Source organism: Devosia geojensis (assembly GCF_000969415.1).
Lineage (GTDB): Bacteria > Pseudomonadota > Alphaproteobacteria > Rhizobiales > Devosiaceae > Devosia > Devosia geojensis.
In genome coordinates this window covers 1-16,026 of sequence record NZ_JZEX01000020.1, presented here as the reverse complement: position 1 = coordinate 16,026, position 16,026 = coordinate 1, and the positions used below count along the sequence as shown (strand labels likewise).

At 65.6% G+C, this 16,026-nt stretch carries 18 protein-coding genes, 1 tRNA gene and 1 pseudogene; 15 read left to right on the top strand and 5 right to left on the bottom strand.

Annotated elements, in window-relative coordinates; genetic code table 11:
- Positions 1 to 5: 5 nt before the first annotated feature.
- The 9 genes from scpB (at position 6) to VE25_RS00725 (ending at position 8,154) form a co-directional block, all read left to right on the top strand.
- Positions 6 to 668, top strand: coding sequence for an SMC-Scp complex subunit ScpB (gene scpB, locus VE25_RS00765; protein WP_046106698.1), 663 nt, complete (start codon positions 6 to 8; stop codon positions 666 to 668).
- On the top strand, positions 668 to 1,777 hold the full coding sequence (locus tag VE25_RS00760; protein WP_046106667.1) for an ABC transporter ATP-binding protein: 1,110 nt from the start codon (positions 668 to 670) through the stop codon (positions 1,775 to 1,777). Before scpB ends, VE25_RS00760 begins: the two co-directional genes overlap by 1 nt.
- Positions 1,778 to 1,835: 58 nt before the next feature.
- A complete protein-coding gene (locus VE25_RS00755) occupies positions 1,836 to 2,048 on the top strand; it encodes a twin-arginine translocase TatA/TatE family subunit (protein WP_046106666.1) in 213 nt (70 codons plus the stop codon).
- A gap of 55 nt (positions 2,049 to 2,103) precedes the next feature.
- On the top strand, positions 2,104 to 2,814 hold the full coding sequence (tatB, locus tag VE25_RS23490) for a Sec-independent protein translocase protein TatB (RefSeq protein WP_046106665.1): 711 nt from the start codon (positions 2,104 to 2,106) through the stop codon (positions 2,812 to 2,814).
- A 3-nt stretch (positions 2,815 to 2,817) separates the two neighbouring features.
- Positions 2,818 to 3,636, top strand: coding sequence for a twin-arginine translocase subunit TatC (gene tatC, locus VE25_RS00745; RefSeq protein ID WP_046106664.1), 819 nt, complete (start codon positions 2,818 to 2,820; stop codon positions 3,634 to 3,636).
- Positions 3,637 to 3,864: 228 nt separating this feature from the next.
- The gene (serS, locus tag VE25_RS00740) at positions 3,865 to 5,199 is read left to right on the top strand and encodes a serine--tRNA ligase (protein WP_046106663.1); all 1,335 of its coding nucleotides are present in this window, start codon (positions 3,865 to 3,867) and stop codon (positions 5,197 to 5,199) included.
- 1 nt (position 5,200) lies between these two features.
- On the top strand, positions 5,201 to 5,977 hold the full coding sequence (gene surE, locus VE25_RS00735; protein WP_083988639.1) for a 5'/3'-nucleotidase SurE: 777 nt from the start codon (positions 5,201 to 5,203) through the stop codon (positions 5,975 to 5,977).
- Positions 5,978 to 6,066: 89 nt separating this feature from the next.
- Complete coding sequence (locus VE25_RS00730) at positions 6,067 to 6,801, top strand: cytochrome c biogenesis CcdA family protein (RefSeq protein WP_046106662.1); 735 nt, start codon at positions 6,067 to 6,069, stop codon at positions 6,799 to 6,801.
- Positions 6,802 to 6,930: 129 nt separating this feature from the next.
- Positions 6,931 to 8,154, top strand: coding sequence for a GNAT family N-acetyltransferase (locus VE25_RS00725; RefSeq protein ID WP_046106661.1), 1,224 nt, complete (start codon positions 6,931 to 6,933; stop codon positions 8,152 to 8,154).
- Here VE25_RS00725 and radC read toward each other — a convergent pair.
- The 3 genes from radC to sfsA form a co-directional block, all read right to left on the bottom strand.
- Positions 8,151 to 8,873 (bottom strand): RadC family protein, encoded by a 723-nt coding sequence (radC, locus tag VE25_RS00720; RefSeq protein ID WP_046106660.1) that lies wholly within the window; start codon positions 8,871 to 8,873, stop codon positions 8,151 to 8,153. The genes VE25_RS00725 and radC overlap by 4 nt on opposite strands.
- 3 nt (positions 8,874 to 8,876) lie before the next feature.
- Positions 8,877 to 9,707: a type I methionyl aminopeptidase gene (gene map / locus VE25_RS00715; protein WP_152664461.1), complete on the bottom strand. Its 831-nt coding sequence runs from the start codon at positions 9,705 to 9,707 to the stop codon at positions 8,877 to 8,879.
- A gap of 205 nt (positions 9,708 to 9,912) precedes the next feature.
- Entirely contained in the window at positions 9,913 to 10,629 is a 717-nt protein-coding gene (gene sfsA, locus VE25_RS00710; protein ID WP_046106659.1) for a DNA/RNA nuclease SfsA, read from the bottom strand.
- A 66-nt stretch (positions 10,630 to 10,695) separates the two neighbouring features.
- On the opposite strand from sfsA, the gene VE25_RS00705 reads away from it, so the two are divergent.
- From VE25_RS00705 to VE25_RS00690, 4 genes are all read left to right on the top strand, one after another.
- Positions 10,696 to 11,469, top strand: coding sequence for a competence/damage-inducible protein A (locus VE25_RS00705; protein ID WP_046106658.1), 774 nt, complete (start codon positions 10,696 to 10,698; stop codon positions 11,467 to 11,469).
- Positions 11,470 to 11,673: 204 nt separating this feature from the next.
- Entirely contained in the window at positions 11,674 to 12,168 is a 495-nt protein-coding gene (gene gpt, locus VE25_RS00700; RefSeq protein WP_046106657.1) for a xanthine phosphoribosyltransferase, read from the top strand.
- Positions 12,169 to 12,580: 412 nt separating this feature from the next.
- A complete protein-coding gene (locus VE25_RS00695) occupies positions 12,581 to 13,183 on the top strand; it encodes a hypothetical protein (protein WP_046106656.1) in 603 nt (200 codons plus the stop codon).
- A gap of 26 nt (positions 13,184 to 13,209) precedes the next feature.
- Complete coding sequence (locus tag VE25_RS00690; protein WP_244466832.1) at positions 13,210 to 14,271, top strand: helix-turn-helix domain-containing protein; 1,062 nt, start codon at positions 13,210 to 13,212, stop codon at positions 14,269 to 14,271.
- A 223-nt stretch (positions 14,272 to 14,494) separates the two neighbouring features.
- On the opposite strand, the gene VE25_RS00685 is transcribed toward VE25_RS00690, so the two are convergent.
- Positions 14,495 to 14,580 (bottom strand) — tRNA-Leu (locus VE25_RS00685).
- Positions 14,581 to 14,681: 101 nt separating this feature from the next.
- Between VE25_RS00685 and VE25_RS00680 the strand changes: the two genes are divergently transcribed.
- Entirely contained in the window at positions 14,682 to 14,966 is a 285-nt protein-coding gene (locus VE25_RS00680) for an ASCH domain-containing protein (RefSeq protein ID WP_052731639.1), read from the top strand.
- Positions 14,967 to 15,060: 94 nt separating this feature from the next.
- Here VE25_RS00680 and VE25_RS00675 read toward each other — a convergent pair whose 3' ends face one another.
- The gene (locus tag VE25_RS00675) at positions 15,061 to 15,732 is read right to left on the bottom strand and encodes an RluA family pseudouridine synthase (protein WP_046106654.1); all 672 of its coding nucleotides are present in this window, start codon (positions 15,730 to 15,732) and stop codon (positions 15,061 to 15,063) included.
- Positions 15,733 to 15,844: 112 nt separating this feature from the next.
- Here VE25_RS00675 and VE25_RS00670 point away from each other — a divergent pair.
- Positions 15,845 to 16,026: pseudogene (locus VE25_RS00670) on the top strand (hypothetical protein); the annotation flags it as partial.

Sequence of the window (16,026 nt, the reverse complement as noted above, 5' to 3'; positions counted from 1 at the left end):
TGGCATTGGCGGACGAATACGGCGAACACCGGGAGGTTGCGGAGCGGAACCTGCGCATCCTCGAAGCCTTGCTGTTCGCATCGGCCGAACCATTGTCGGCGGCGCAGATGGCGCCTTATCTCGGCGAGGGAGCCGATGCGGCCGCGCTTCTGGCCGAGCTGGAGCAGCGCTATGCAAGCCGGGGCGTCAACCTCGTCCGGCGCGGCGACAAGTGGGCTTTCCGTACGGCCGAAGACCTGGGCTTCCTGCTGCGCCGCGAGGAGGAGGAGAATCGCCCGCTCTCTCGCGCCGCGCTCGAGACGCTCGCCATCATCGCCTACCACCAGCCGACCACGCGCGCCGAGATCGAGGAGGTGCGCGGGGTGGCGACCGGCAAGGGGACGCTGGACCTCCTTATGGAGGCTGGCTGGGTGCGCATGCGCGGCCGCCGGCGCACGCCCGGCCGGCCGGTGACCTACGGCACGACCGATGCCTTCCTCGACCATTTCGGCCTCGAATCCCTGAGCGATCTGCCCGGACTCGAGGAGCTCAAGGGCTCGGGACTGCTCTCGAACCGGCTGCCGCCGGACATGCAGATCCCATTGCCCTTCGACGGACCGCTGCGCGAGGACGAGGACCCGCTCGATCCCGACGACACCGGCGGTCAAGACGTCGACGACGAGGCCTGATGAGCACGGACGACCTTTCCTCCGAGCTCGGCGGCTGGGGCGCGCGCGGCACGGCGGGCGTGAGCTTTGCGGCAGCGCTCGTCTTCCGCGAGGTCGGGGTGCGGCTCGGCGGGCGACCGGTGCTCGACCGGTTCGACCTCAAGCTCAAGGCCGGCGAGATCGTCTGCCTGCTCGGCGAGTCCGGTTCGGGCAAATCGACGGCATTGCGGGTGGCGGCCGGCATCCAGCCGGTGGATGCCGGCGAGGTGCGCATCAACGACGAGGTCGTTTCGGCGCCCGGCCGGCACGTGCCGCCCGACCGGCGCGGCATCGGCCTGATGTTCCAGGATTTTGCGCTTTTCCCGCACCTCTCGGTGCTGGAAAACGTGATGTTCGGTTTGAAGCGCCTGGGGCGCGCCGGAGCGCGCGCGCAAGCCCATGCGGCGCTTGCCCGCGTGGGGCTCGCCGGGCGAGAGGGCGACTATCCGCACATGCTTTCGGGCGGCCAGCAGCAGCGGCTGGCCCTGGCGCGCAGCGTCGCGCCGCGGCCGGGACTGCTGTTGCTGGACGAGCCGTTCTCCAGCCTCGATGCGCGGTTGCGCGAGAGCGTGCGCGGCGAGACGCTGGCGGTGCTGCGCGAGACGCGGGCGACCAGTGTCATCGTGACGCATGATCCCGAGGAGGCGATGCTGCTCGGCGACCGGGTGGCGCTCTTGCGGGCAGGGCGCATCGTCCAGATCGACACGGGCGCCGAGATCTACCGCAAGCCCGTCGATCTCGATGCGGCGCGGTTCTTCTCGCCCTTGAGCGAGATCGAAAGCGTGGTGCGCGCAGGCGCGGCCGAGACGCCGCTCGGCCTCGTGCCGACGCCCGGACGCCCGGACGGGCGGCGGGTGACCATCGCCATCAGACCGGCGGGCGGAGTCGACCTCGGCGACGGGGGGACAGGCGTGCCGGGCCGGATCGTCAGCAAGCGGGACGCCATCGGGGAGGATATCTGCGAGGTCAAGGTCGAGGGTGTGGACCGGCCGATCGCCGTGCGCCAGCGCGCGAATGCGGCCATGAGGCCGGGTCAGGACGTGTTCGTGATCCTCAATGCCGAACACATCCTTGTGTTTGACCGCGATTGACCCTATTTCTCGGCTAGAAACCGCGTGTATCGCGTTCTGAAGTTGAAGGGAGATCTCAATGCACGCGCCAGGTATTTGGGGCATTCTAATCGTCGCCGTCGTCGTCGTCCTGCTGTTCGGACGCGGCAAGATCTCGGGCATGATGGGCGAGGTCGCCTCGGGCATCAAAGCCTTCCAGAGAGGCATGAAGGACGAGGACAAGCCCGCTGAACGGATCGAGACGGCCACTCAGGTCGAGGCTCGCGAGACCGAGAAGAGCAAGGACGCCTGAGCGTTCGTGGCCGGCGCTTCTGCGCCTCTCCCACATCCTAAGGACTTTGTAGGCGATGCTCGGCTTGGGCTGGACTGAAATGCTCGTCGTGGGCGTGGTGGCGTTGATCGTCATCGGACCCAAGGACCTGCCTGTCGTGATGCAGCGCATCGGCAAGTTCGCCGGTCAGATCCGTCGCATGGGCAGCGAGTTCCAGCGCGAGCTCAACAAGACCACCGGCCTCGACGAGGTGCGGAACCTGCGGCAGTCGATCACCGATCCGCTGCGCAAGTCGACCGAGGAAATCCGGCGCGAATTCAACGCGATGACGCCGAGCGGTCCGAAGCCTTCGGGTCTCATCAAGCCTGCCGATCCGTCCAAGGAAAGCGTCGCCGACGAAATCCGCGCCGCCGCGGGCATGCCGCCCAAGACCGAGCCGGCGAAGGCCGCGGCGACCGAGGCGCCGGTGAAGGCTGCGCGTCCCGCGCCGATGAAGCCGCCCGCCAAGGCCGTTCCGGTGGCCGAGAGCGCGGTGGAGCGCAGGGAGCTGGCGCCTGTCGAGGCCAAGCCCGTGCCGGTCAAGGCGCCGCGCACGCGCAAGGCCGCGGCCGCCAAGCCGGCGGCCGAACCTGCCGCGGCGGCCGCCAAGCCTGCCGCTAAATCCGCAACCTCCACGAAGGCCGATGCCGCGCCGGTCAAGCCGGCAGCGAAAAAGCCGGCAACCCGCAAGCCTGCGACGCGCAAGGCACCCGCCGCCAATCCGGCCGCAACGGACGGGGAGGGCTAAACCATGGTCGACGCGCCCAGGCAGATCGAAGACAAGACCACGGAACCCGAAGACGAACTCGCCGGCAGCGAGGCGCCGCTCCTCGACCACCTCGTCGAACTGCGCAAGCGCCTCATCCACTCGCTGATTGCGCTCGGCGTGCTGCTCGTTGCTTGCTTCATCTTCGCCGGGCAGATCTTCGACATCCTGCTCGAGCCCTACCGCTCGGTCGTGCCCAATCCGGCCGAGCTGGAGCTGATCTATACGGCTCCCCAGGAGTTCTTCTTCACCCAGCTCAACATCGCCTTCTTCGGGGCGCTGTTCCTCGGGTTCCCCTATATCGCCACGCAGATCTACATGTTCGTCGCGCCGGGTCTCTACCGGCACGAACGCAAGGCGTTCATTCCGTATCTCGTCGCCACGCCCGTGTTCTTCCTGCTCGGCGCGATGCTGGTCTATTTCGCCGTCCTGCCCATGGCGATGCGGTTCTTTCTCGGCATGGAGACCGAAAACGTCTCGATGCTGGTCAAGGTCAGCGAGTACCTGGGCCTGGCGATGACGCTGATCATCGCCTTCGGCATCTGCTTCCAGCTGCCGGTGGTGCTCACGCTCCTGGCGCGGATCGAACTCGTCAACACCGAGATGCTCAAGAAGGGCCGGCGCTACGCCATCGTCGCTATCCTGGCCGTCGCCGCGTTCATCACTCCCCCGGATCCGATCTCGCAGATCGGGCTGGCGATCCCGGTCTACCTGCTTTACGAGGCCTCCATCTGGTCCGTGCGCTGGATCGAGCGATCTCGGGCGGCAAAAGAAGCGGCGGAAGCCGCCAAACCGCAGGCTTAGCACCGGCACTACAAGCCATTCATCCACAGGGTCATTCCCGCGAAAGCGGGAACCTCCGTTAGCAATGTAGAAGTTGAAACAGAGGTCCCCGCTTTCGCGGGGATGACCCTGATGGGAGGGATACTTTGTGCCATGCTCCACACCGGGTTCCCCGGACGCTGCAAATACGCTAACCCCTTTCTGTTACCGAGATTCAGAAGGCGGGCCCCAAGCGGGCCTGACCCTCCCATGTTCGACATCAAATGGATTCGTGCCAACGCAGAGGCGTTTGACACGGCAATGCAGAAGCGCGGCGCGGCCTATCGGGCGCAGCCGCTGATCGAGCTCGACGAGAACCGCCGCGCGGTGATCGCCAGGCTCAACGAAGCGCAGGAGAAGCGCAACGCCGCCTCCAAGCTCATCGGCCAGGCCAAGGCGCAGAAGGACGAGGCCCGGGCCCAGGCGCTGATGGCGGAGGTTGCCGGGCTCAAGGACGACATCCAGAAGGGCGAGGCCGAAGAGCGCGAGGCGGAAGCCAAGCTCAAGGCCGCTCTCGAGGTCATCCCCAACATCGCGCTCGACGACGTGCCGGTCGGCGACGACGAGACGGACAACGTCGAGTATTTCGGGCCGAACGGCTCGCCGGAACTCGCCGCCAAGGCGCGCCCGCCCAAACCCTCGTTCGCCTACCGTCCCAAGGAGCACTACGAGCTCGGCGAGGCGCTGGGGCAGATGGATTTCGAGATCGCCGCCAAGCTCTCGGGCAGCCGGTTCGTGGTGCTGAAATCGCACCTGGCGCGGCTGGAGCGGGCCATCGGGCAGTTCATGCTCAACACGCACGTCGACGAGCACGGCTACACCGAGGTGCAGCCGCCGCTGCTGGTGCGCGATGAAGCGCTCTACGGCACGGGGCAGTTGCCGAAGTTCCTTGCCGACCAGTTCGCGGCGGTCAAGGACGTGACGGCGGAGGAAGCGGACCGGCTTTGGCTCATCCCCACCGCCGAAGTTCCGCTGACTAATCTGGTGCGCGAGTCGATCCTTTCCGAGGAAGAGCTGCCGCTGCGCTTTACCGCCCTCACCCCGTGTTTCCGTTCGGAAGCCGGGTCGGCCGGGCGCGACACGCGCGGGATGCTGCGGCAGCATCAGTTTGACAAGGTCGAGATGGTCTCGATCACCACGCCCGAAACATCGACCGACGAGCACGAGCGCATGCTCGATTGCGCCGAGAAGGTGCTGGCGCGGCTGGGGCTGCATTACCGCGTCATGACGCTCTCGACCGGCGACATGGGGTTCGGGGCGCAGAAGACCTACGACATCGAGGTGTGGCTGCCGGGGCAGGACACCTATCGCGAGATCTCGTCGGTGTCGGTCTGCGGCGACTTCCAGGCCCGGCGCATGGAAGCGCGCTACCGCGCCGCCGACGGCAAGCCGCGTTATGTCCACACCCTCAACGGGTCGGGCACGGCGGTCGGCCGGGCGCTGATCGCGGTGATGGAAAACTACCAGCAGGAGGACGGCTCGGTCTCCGTGCCGGAGGCGCTGCGGCCCTATATGGGCGGCCTCACGACCATCGGCGGCCGCTAGAATGACCGGGGCGCTGCGTATCCTCCTCACCAACGACGACGGCGTCGACGCGCCGGGCATCGAGGTGCTGCGCAGGATCGCGCTCGAGCTCTCGGACGATGTGTGGGTCGTGGCGCCGGAGGGCAACCAGAGCGGGGCAGGGCACCGCTTCACCTTCGGGCGCGAGCTCGAGGCGAAGGAGCGTGGCGAGCGCGTCTATGCCATAGACGGCGCGTCGCCGGCCGACTGCGTCGTCTATGGCGTCACGCATCTTCTCAGGGATCGGCAGCCGGACGTGGTCCTCTCGGGCGTCAACAACGGGCAGAATCTTGGCGACATCATCCACTGCTCCGGGACGGCCGCCGGCGCGCGCGAGGGGGCGCTGCAAGGCGCCATCGGCATCGCGCTCTCCCAGGCGGTCGACTACATCCATGGGCACGACGTCGTCTGGGACAATGCGGCGCGCTATGGGGCGCAGGTGGTCCGGCAGATTCTCGCAGGGGCCGAGGGGCGGGATACGTTCTACAACGTCAACTTTCCCCTCGGTGAGCCCGATGCCGTCTCCGGCATCCGCGTCGTGACGCCCCAGCGCTTCGCGCGTTCGCCCTTCAGCTACTATGCGAGCCAGAATGCGGGAAAATTCTTCGTCGCCATACCCGAAACGCCGCTGCCGCTCGATCGACAGGCCGATTTCGAAGTGCTGACGCGCGATCGGGCGATCACGGTGACGCCGATCAGCCTGGTACAGGCCGACAAAGCGGCGATGGCGCGGCTGGATGGAAAGCTGCGGCTCGGTTGATCCATCACTTTGCCGAGATGCGGCGGCAGGGCACATTTGAGGGGCCGTCCGTTTGGACTAAAACGGCCCGGCTGTAAGGAGCCCGAGTCTTGGAGTTTTCGCTGCCCATCGTCTTCGGAGCCGGGGTGCTTAGCTTTCTCAGCCCCTGCGTGCTGCCGCTGGTGCCGCCGTATCTCACCTATATGAGCGGGGCGAGCTTCGAGCAGCTGCGCGCCGAAGGACAGGGCGCGGCCGCCCTGCAGCGGCGGGTGGCGGGCACCTCGATCTTCTTCATCCTTGGCTTCTCGGTCATCTTCGTCCTGCTTGGGGCGACGGCGACCGCATTCGGGCAGGCGTTCCGGCAGGCGCTGCCGGTGCTGACCCCGATCGCGGGCGTTCTCATCATCGCCATGGGGCTGCATTTCATCGGGGTCTACCGCATCGGCCTGCTCGACCGGCAGTTGCGCCACCAGGGGCCGGGCGTGGCGAGCGGACCGCTGGGCGGGTTCCTCCTTGGCCTCGCCTTCGCGCTCGGCTGGACGCCGTGTATCGGACCGGTACTGGCGGCGATCCTGTCAGTGGCGGCGAGCCGCAGCACGGCCGCGGAGGGAGCAGCGCTCCTCGGGCTCTATTCTCTGGGGCTCGGGGTGCCGTTCTTCCTGGCCGGCATCGCCATCGGGCCCTTCCTGTCGTTCTTCCAGGGATTCCGCAAGCACCTCGCGCTGGTGGAAAAGATCATGGGCGGGCTGCTCGTGGTGACGGGACTTCTGTTCCTTACAGGTCAATTTACGCGTTTATCCTACTGGTTTCTCGAAACTTTCCCTGTTCTTGCTCAGTTCGGGTGAGCCGCAAGCGCGTTTTTAACCTTGCGCGCAGTTTTTCCGCACAAGTGACGGCCGCACCGGCAATGTGCACGCTGGTTTTACAAGTCACCGGCAAGGTGGCGGCTTGCGTCGATTGGACAAGGAACGTCCATGACTGGGGAGACTGCGCTCTTGAGTTCGCTGCCGGCCAGGAAGGCTGACGCAGGCGAAGCCACGGCCGGCGCCGGCGTGGCAGGCGCCGCCTTCACGGTGACCGCGACCCAGCGTATCGAGGATGTCGAGGCGGTCTGGCGCGCGCTCGAGGCCGAAGGAGTCGAATCTCCCGGCCAAAACTACGATTTCATCCGACTGTGGGTGCGTGAGCGGGGCATACCGCAACACAACCAGCTCTACCTCGTCGGCTCTCTCGGCGGCGTGCCGCTGGCGCTGATCGCGCTGCAACGGCGGCAAAGGTTCGGCATCAGCGTCATGACCTGGTTCCCCGGCGCACACGTGGGGTGCCTTGCCCCGCTCGTCGACCGGGAGGGGGTCGCGGCCCTCGGTCCCGAGGGACGCCGCGCGCTCTGGTCCGCCATGATGGGGCAGGTTTCGGGGGCCGATGCGGTTTACCTGCGCGCGGTGCCGCAGGAGAGCGACGGTTTTTCGGGCCTCTTCGACGAGCTCGGCAGCGCTGTTGCGGTCGACACGCTCTACCGCGGGCGCTTTGCCAGCTGGGAGGAGTGCGACCGCCTGCAGCGCAGCCGCACCCGCCGCAAGCACGACCGCCAGCAGAGCGAGCGGCTGGCCGCGCTCGGGAGCGTGGATTTCGACGAGATGCGCAATGGCGAGGACATCGGCGAGGCAATCGCCACCATGTTCCGTCACCGCTCGGCCCGCTTCAAGCAGATGGGTATTCGCGACACCTTCGCGCTCGGCAACATCGCCGCGTTCTATCGCGCAGCGCTCGCGCCCGACTCCGGCGTCGACGTGCGGCTGCACGTGCTGCGCCTCGATGGCGAGATCGTCGCCACCCGCTACAACATCGTCCACGGCGACCGCATGTTCTGCCTCATCTCCTCGATGTCGGACGACCCGGACATCCAGGCGGGCTCGCCGGGCAAGCAGTGCCTGCTGCGGGTGATGCAGAGCGTGTTCGACGCCGGCATGCGCGTCTTCGACATGGGCGCGGGCCTCACCGACGAGAAGCGGCACTGGTGCAACGAGCAGATCGTGTTGCGCCAGCACTATGTCGCGCTCACCTGGCGCGGCCGGATCGCCGCCGCCGCCCACCAGCGCTTCCAGGCGGCCCGCGCGCGGATGAAGGCCGACCGGCGGTTCCTGACCTTGCGGCGCACGCTCGGCAAGGTGCTCAACCGCAAGAGCTGGCAGGGCTAGATCAGCTTCAGGCCCTTCAGCGACGTGTGGCCGGACTTGCCGATGATGATGTGGTCGTGGAGCGTGATGCCCAAGGGCTTGGCGATATCGGCGATCTCGCGCGTCATGCGCACGTCGGCAGAGGAGGGGGCCGGGTCGCCCGAGGGATGGTTGTGGACGAGGATGAGGGCGGTCGCCGAGAGCTCGAGCGTGCGCTTGATGACCTCGCGCGGGTAGACGGGCGTATGGTCGACGGTGCCGGTCTGCTGCACCTCGTCGGCGATCAGGCGGTTCTTCTTATCGAGGAAGAGGATGCGGAACTGCTCGATGTCCTCGTAAGCCATCTGGGCGCGGCAATAGTCGATGAGCTGGCTCCATGAGCCGAGGATCGGCTGGTCGCGCACGATCTGGTCGCGCCCGTAGCGCTGGGCGACGGCCTGCATCACCTTAATATGGGTGATGGTCGTCTCGCCCAGGCCCTTGACCTCGGCGAGCCGGGCGCGGCTGGCGCCCAGAACCTGCGAGAACGAGCCGAAGCGGGCGAGCAGGTCCTTGGCGAGCTGCTTGGTGTCCTTCTGCGGGATGATCATGTGAAGCATGAGCTCCAGGAGCTCATAGTCCTGCAGCGCCTCGCCACCCACGGCGTTGAAGCGCTCGCGGGCGCGTTCGCGATGCCCGAGATAGTGGGGCTTGAGGCTCTCGCCTAAGCCGCCGCCCGCCTCCTTGCCGTCCTGCGGCATGGGTCAGGCCCGCGCGGCGAGGGGATTGAAGAGGCCGGCCGGCGAGAGGGTGAACACCTCGCAGCCATCTTCGGTGATGCCGATGGAATGCTCGCACTGGGCGGAAAGGGTGCGGTCTCGCGTCACCGCCGTCCAACCGTCGGCGAGGATCTTCACGTGCGGACGGCCGAGATTGATCATCGGCTCGATCGTGAAGATCATGCCGGGCTTCAGCTCGACGCCGGTGCCGGGCGTGCCGAAGTGCATGATGTTGGGCTCGTCGTGGAAGAGGCGGCCGACGCCGTGGCCGACGAAATCGCGCACGACGCTGGTGCGCTCGCCTTCCGCATAGCTCTGGATCGCCGTGCCGATGTCGCCGGTGGTGTTGCCGGGCTTTGCGGCGGCAATCCCGCGCGCGAGGCTCTCATAAGTCACCTCGACCAACCGTTCGGCTTTGCGGGAAATCTCGCCGATCGGATACATGCGGCTCGAATCGCCGTACCAGCCGTCGACCACTAGGGTGAGGTCGATGTTGACGATGTCCCCCTCGCGCAGCGGCCGATCGTCGGGAATGCCGTGGCAGACGACGTGGTTGATCGAGGTGCACACCGAATGCCGGTAGCCCTTGTAGAAGAGGGTCGCCGGAATCGCGCCGTGGTCCTGGGCGAACTCGTAGGCGAGCTTGTCGAGCCGCCCGGTCGATACGCCCGGCTGCGCGTATTCGACCAGCATGTCGAGCGCCTCGGCCGTCAGCCGGCCGGCCTTGCGCATGCCTTCGAAGCCCTCTGCGCCATGGAGCGGAATCACCCCCGGCGTGCGGCGAGACTTCGACTGGGCATCGACATAGGTGATCATGAACGCTCCGGCCGCAATCGGCGGCAATACAGGGACTTGCCTATAAGTAATCGGTGGTTCCGCCGATGGGAAGGGCTTGCTGGCCGCCGGCCCTCAACGTCTGCGCGAGCGCAATGGAACGGTGGCGCGCCGGACGCGATGCGGTGATGAACTTGTCGGGTTCGCTGGCTGTTCCTGCCGCTGTCGAGCTGCTGGGCCTGTCCGGCTAGAGAAGATCGCTGGCCGGCACGATGGGAAGGGCCTGGCGCAGGACGATCTCCTGCGTGGTGACGGTACAGTCGTAGCAGAGCGCCTCGACGCCGGCGGCACGCGCCAGGGCGAAGGCGGCGGCGTATTTCGGGTCGAGGTCGGCGGCCAGCGTCATCCGCTCGCAATCGCTGCGCTGCACGAGGTAGAGCATGGCGGCGCGGTGGCCGGCAGCGACCATCGCCGAGAGCTCGGCAAGATGCCGCGCGCCGCGATCGGTCGGGCAATCGGGGAATTCAGCGAGGCCCGGAGTGCGCGAGAAGTGCACGTTCTTGACCTCGAGGTAGAGGTCCGGCAGGCCCTCGCCGGTCAGCAGGAAATCGATGCGGCTGCGTTCGCCGTATTTCACCTCCGGCCGGCAGGCGGAATAGGCGGCAAGCTCGGCGATGGCGCCGTTGGCGATGGCCTCGGCGACGACCCGGTTGGGGTGGTTGGTGTTGATGCCGACGAGGCTCGTTGGCGTCTCGACCAGCTCGAAGTTCCAGGCGAGGCTGCGCTTCGGATTGTTCGAAGGCGAGACCCAGACGGGCAGCCCCGGATCCTTCAGGCCGAGCATGGCGCCGGGATTGGCGCAATGGGCGACGATCTCCTCGCCCGAATCGAGGCGGATATCGGCAAAGAAGCGCTTGTAGCGGGCAACGAGGGTGCCCCGCTGCATCGGCTGGGGGAGACGCATGGGCTCGGCTTGACCTTTGGAACGGCAGCGGGCATCCATTGCCGGCAGCAAGCTTCAGGTCAAGCCATGACAACGCCCGCAGACACCGTAACCGCCGGCCTTGTGGTCATCGGCGACGAAATCCTCTCCGGGCGCACCAGGGACGTCAACATCGGCGCCACCGCCGAGTTCTGCACCGATCTCGGTATCGAGCTTCGGGAAGTGCGCGTCGTTTCCGACGACATGGAGGCCATCGTCGAGGCGGTGGACGCCGTGCGCGGGCGTTACACCTATGTCTTTACCACCGGCGGCATCGGGCCGACGCATGACGACATCACCGCCGATGCCATCGCCAGGGCGTTCGGCGTCGCGCTGCCGATCAACGAGACGGCGCGGGCGATGCTGGAGACGCGCTGGAAGCAGACCGGCACCGAAGTCAACGAGGCGCGGCTACGCATGGCGCGCATTCCGGAGGGCGCCGACCTCATCGTCAACTCGGTGAGCGCGGCGCCGGGCTTCCGCATCGGCAATGTGCATGTGATGGCCGGCGTGCCGGTCATCATGCGCGCCATGCTCGAGGCGCTGGCACCGACCCTCAAGGGCGGGCGCAAGATCGCCTCGGTGACGGTCAAGGCGGCGGTGGGCGAGGGGACCGTGGGTGGACCTCTGGGGCGGCTGCAGGAGGAATATCCGGACGTCAAGATGGGCAGCTATCCGCAGATGGGGCGGGACCGGGTGATGACGGAACTGGTGCTGCGCTCGTCCGATCTCGCCCGGCTGGAGGAAGCGGCGACCAAGGTGCGGGCGATGGTCGCCGAGGCGCATGCCAGGGCCGGGGTCGAGCCGCCCGCGGAGGACTGAGCCTCCGGGCGCGAAAATCCACGAAAACCGCGCCGTCCGCGCTATGGTGCCATTGGCGCGCGCTTCGCATTTTGCTATTGGGCTTGCCTTTCAGAGCTTTCGTCAGAACGAAAGCTCCCCGCTTTGAGTTGTCGCGTTTCCGGCAAAAGTGGCGTCCACTTTTGCCGGAAACGCTCTAGCGCTGCCGCATCGGAGAGCCGAGCCTTGAGCACCAACCAGAAGTCCTTCCCGGTCACCTGGGACCAGTTCCACCGCGATAGTCGGGCGCTGGCCTGGCGGCTGACGGGGCAGGGCAACTACGATGCGGTCGTCGCCATCGCGCGCGGCGGGCTGGTGCCGGCGGCGATCGTGGCGCGCGAATTGAACATCCGCACCGTCGAGACCGTGGCGGTTAAGAGCTACGACCACCAGAACCAGGGCGGGATCAAGGTTTTGAAGGAAATCAGCCGGCCGGTTCTCGATCTCGCTCGCAACGGCGGCAAGGTGCTGATCGTCGACGACCTCGTCGACACCGGCGCCACCGCCCGGGTCGTGCGCGACATGCTGCCCGGCGCCCACTTCGCCACCGTCTACGCCAAGCCCAAGGGCCGGGAGATGGTCGACACCTTCATCACCGAAGTCAGCCAGGACACCTGGATCTTCTTTCCGTGGGACCTCGACGTCGCCTATGTGGCGCCGATCTCGGGTGGAACGGACTGAGGTTCGGTCAGGCGCCTCTGGCCGACCTCCGCTGTGTCAGGCGCTCGGCAATGAGCGCGGCGCCTTGAGGTCATCGCGGCCATCGAGGATATCGAGGTCATCGGGATGCGCGCGCCTCGGAGGTCTCCCTGGAGACTGCGACCTTGCCTATGAGTGCCGATCTTGGGCGGCACGGGTTGATAGTTTCGAGTTTTGAACCTGAGGGCCAAGTTAGCCGCTTTGGCCCTCACGGCTGCTTTCGACCCATTCCGTCGTTCGTGCTGCAGCAAGACGCCGCAAAAGCAGACTTGCCAGGGGGCATTCCACTGCGGACAAATGCCGCCCCTTGAAACAAGTCTGCAATTTTTTCCTTTGATTTAGGAATCGAATTCAGCCAAGGTGTAGCATTCCTCCACCTCCGAGATTCCACCTCATGATCGCCCTCTATCCCGACGAAGACGAAGTTAAAGAAATCCTGAAGCCGTTCGAAGGCAAGCTCATGGAAGCGCATCTCAACGCCTTCGCTCGCTGGATGGCTTCCCCAGAACGTGCCACGAACCGTTTTCAACGGACAATGTCCACCATGATGTACGACTTCATCGTGCAAGAGGTGGGTCTACTGCTGGACGATCTGCCAGGTGTCCATCGCATTGATCGCGCCGAGAGTGTGAAGTACCTGTTTGATGATCGGGTGTTGGTCCGCTTCAAGCGTGGCAATAAAGACGGCCTGGGGCGAAACATCGAAACCAAAGCCGAGTATGAATTCATCGATCCGAGGGAGTGCTTCATGGGCCTTCCGGAGATATGGAAGGTCGAGGCGCTCTGGTATCCGAACAAGCTGGCCACCAAGCTCGACAAGGTGAAGATCGTCGCCCGCGACATCAATGCCAAGATCTGGAGCTATGAGATTGGCGCCGAGGCTGATACCGCGCTGCTGCCGACGCCGCTGCCAATCATTCCTATCGAGCCAGCAGCGCGGGCGCCGCTGGTTTCCCTACGGGACACGCCCACGAACACAGACCAAGAGAAGAAGTAGCGGATTACATGAGCACTCGGGGAGACATGCTCAGGCTGGCACGGCAACGCCGTGGGTATCAGCAGAAGGTGGCCGCGGCGCTGCTTGGCGTCTCGGCGAGCGACCTTTCGCGTATTGAGAATGGCATCAAGGACGCTTCCGATCAAACGATCGAAGTCGCAGCCCGGGCGTTCAAGATGCCGCCATCGTTCTTCGACCAGCGAATCGCGGTCTACGGTGCGCCGGTGAGCGTCCATCCCATGTGGCGCAAGAAGGCCGAAGTCACTGCCGGCGAGATGGATGCGGTAATCGCAGAATTGAACATCCGAACCCATCACCTCAGGCGGCTGCTCGACGCCGCGCAGGTGAACGCCGTGCGGACGGTGCCGACACTCGACTTCGATGAGTATGGTGACGCAGAGCGTATTGCTGGTCTAGTCCGCGCGCATTGGCAGGTGCCATCGGGGCCATTGCGCAACCTCACGCAGATTATCGAAGAAGCGGGCATCGTCGTCGCCCACTCGTCGTTGAACGGCTCTTCGATCAGCGGCGTCACGTTTCGTGTTCCCGGCATGCCGCCGCTGATCGTGCTCAACGATTCTCAGCCTGCCGATCGCATGCGCTTCACGCTGGCGCATGAGCTTGGCCACATCGTCATGCACCGTTTCCCAACGCCCGACATGGAGGCCGAGGCAAATGCGTTCGCATCGTATCTGCTCGCTCCCTCGCGCGACATCCGTCCATACTTCGGCCGTGGGCGCGTTGACCTGCCGCGCCTCGCTGCGCTGAAGACCGAATGGCGCATGTCCATGTCGTCTCTGGTGTTCGTCGCAGATCGTCTCGGTCTGCTGACGCCCAACCAAAAGGTCTACATCTGGAAGCAGTTCAGCATGAACAACATGCGGACCCGCGAACCGCCCGAACTCGATTTCCCGCATGAGCAGCCGACCGTGCTCCCCAGCGTCATTCGCATGCACATAGATGCTCTTGGATACTCCGTGGGAGACTTGGCCGCTATATTGCACATGGACGCTGAAGAGCTACCCGCGTTCTATGGCATCGATGCGCCCGTAGGGAACCGAGGTTCCACGCTTCGTCTGGTAAAGTAGAGGGCGGCGCTTGATCCGTTTGGCCGTCCCATATCTGCGCCCACCGACGGAATGACTTCACGGCTGACGAACTTTAGGTCGAGGAGAGGAAGTCTATCTCTGAAGCATGGAGACGCGGCTCGAGGCTCTCATAGAGAGTGCGTGGTTGTCTGCTTTCGAACCTAGGCATCTGAAAGCCGCCAGTCCGCAACCCACCCCAAATTCGTCACGCAAGCAACCAAGCTGGTGCGGGCGGCGGGACTCGAACCCGCATGGCTTGTGGCCGAGGGATTTTAAGTCCCTTGTGTCTACCGGTTCCACCACGCCCGCTGGCAGTTGCCCTGCGATTCCATCGCAGGGGCTTGCCCTGGAGCCCGTCTTTGTCACAAGGCTTGGCCCAAGACAATGTGGTGCGGGATTCGGAGGTGCCAATGCTGCTGAAGCGGGAATTGCTCGAGGACATCAAGGCGGGGAAGGTCGATCTCGTCTTCCGGCGCTGGAAACGGCCGACCGTCAGGGCCGGCGGGACGCTCAAGACCAAGGTCGGGCTCCTCGCCATCGAGGCGATGGACGAGATGCGCCCCGGGGACGTGACGGATGCCGATGCGCGGCGCGCCGGCTTTGCCGACGCGGCGGACTTCCGCAAGTGGCTGATGACGATGAAGGAGGGGCACCTCTTCCATCGTATTGAGGTGCGGTTCGTCGGGGAAAGCTGAAGTTCCGATTCAGAGTCCGGGTGTGCCGCTAACACTTTGGCAGTAACCGCTAAACGCAGGTTCCCGCTTTCGCGGGAATGACCCGGTGGCGAGGTTAAAACGGCGCCGGCACTACGAAGCGGCAAGGCTCGCCGGTCGTCGGGTGGACGAATTCCAGCTCTTCGGCATGGAGCTGCAGGCGGTCGGCGGCGGCGCGGGCTTGCGGATCGGCGTAGAATGCGTCGCCGAGGATGACGTGGCCGATGGCCAGCATATGGACACGCAGCTGGTGGGTGCGGCCGGTCAGGGGATAGAGGCGCACGCGGGTGGCGTCCGCTTCGCGCGCGATCACCTGCCAGCGGGTCTGGGCCGGGCGGCCGTGTTCGTGGTCGACCTTCTGGCGGGGCTTGTGCTCCCAGTCGGTGGCGAGGGGCAGGTCGATTAGGCCCTCGTCGGCGTCCATGAGGCCGGCGACGCGGGCCACGTAGTTCTTCTTGGTCGTGCGCTTCTCGAACTGCATGCCGAGCTTGCCGTGGGCGCGCTTGTTGAGGGCCATCAGGATGATGCCGGAGGTATCCTTGTCGAGCCGGTGCACCATCTCGGCGGTCGGCCACTTCTGCCGGGCCCGGTGGCGGATGGAATCCCAGAGGGAAGGGTGCCGGCCGGGGACGCTGAGGAGCCCGCTGGGCTTGTCGAGCACGAGGATGTCGTCGTCGACGTAAACCACGTTCAGGTAGGGTTCAGTCGGCGGAGCATAATCGAGAAGCGTCGGCAGGGGTTCGGACATGGCGCGGCTTTAGCAGGTCTTGCGCCGATAGGACAGGGACAGGTCCGATGCTGGCTGTTGCTTGTGGCGACAACTGGCGTAGATTTGGCGCAATTCCACCGGGGGACGCAGCATGTGGGATTTCTCGATCGGGCGTGGGCTCTCGATGATGGCGAGGACTTGGCCGTTCATCGTCTTCCGTCTCGTCGTCTATTTCGGCATCGCGGTCGCCTATGTGCTGGCGACGGGCGTGGGGGCGGCCCCTTATACACATCTGACGCTGCCGCCGAGCGCACCAGGTTACAGTTCGTGTGG

Coding starts and splice junctions, on each gene's coding strand:
- VE25_RS00760 (WP_046106667.1), top strand. CDS start 668: ATGAGCACGGACGACCTTTCCTCCGAGCTCGGCGGCTGGGGCGCGCGC.
- VE25_RS00755 (WP_046106666.1), top strand. CDS start 1,836: ATGCACGCGCCAGGTATTTGGGGCATTCTAATCGTCGCCGTCGTCGTC.
- tatB (WP_046106665.1), top strand. CDS start 2,104: ATGCTCGGCTTGGGCTGGACTGAAATGCTCGTCGTGGGCGTGGTGGCG.
- tatC (WP_046106664.1), top strand. CDS start 2,818: ATGGTCGACGCGCCCAGGCAGATCGAAGACAAGACCACGGAACCCGAA.
- serS (WP_046106663.1), top strand. CDS start 3,865: ATGTTCGACATCAAATGGATTCGTGCCAACGCAGAGGCGTTTGACACG.
- surE (WP_083988639.1), top strand. CDS start 5,201: ATGACCGGGGCGCTGCGTATCCTCCTCACCAACGACGACGGCGTCGAC.
- VE25_RS00725 (WP_046106661.1), top strand. CDS start 6,931: ATGACTGGGGAGACTGCGCTCTTGAGTTCGCTGCCGGCCAGGAAGGCT.
- radC (WP_046106660.1), bottom strand. CDS start 8,873: ATGCCGCAGGACGGCAAGGAGGCGGGCGGCGGCTTAGGCGAGAGCCTC.
- map (WP_152664461.1), bottom strand. CDS start 9,707: ATGATCACCTATGTCGATGCCCAGTCGAAGTCTCGCCGCACGCCGGGG.
- sfsA (WP_046106659.1), bottom strand. CDS start 10,629: ATGCGTCTCCCCCAGCCGATGCAGCGGGGCACCCTCGTTGCCCGCTAC.
- VE25_RS00705 (WP_046106658.1), top strand. CDS start 10,696: ATGACAACGCCCGCAGACACCGTAACCGCCGGCCTTGTGGTCATCGGC.
- VE25_RS00695 (WP_046106656.1), top strand. CDS start 12,581: ATGATCGCCCTCTATCCCGACGAAGACGAAGTTAAAGAAATCCTGAAG.
- VE25_RS00690 (WP_244466832.1), top strand. CDS start 13,210: ATGCTCAGGCTGGCACGGCAACGCCGTGGGTATCAGCAGAAGGTGGCC.
- VE25_RS00680 (WP_052731639.1), top strand. CDS start 14,682: ATGCTGCTGAAGCGGGAATTGCTCGAGGACATCAAGGCGGGGAAGGTC.
- VE25_RS00675 (WP_046106654.1), bottom strand. CDS start 15,732: ATGTCCGAACCCCTGCCGACGCTTCTCGATTATGCTCCGCCGACTGAA.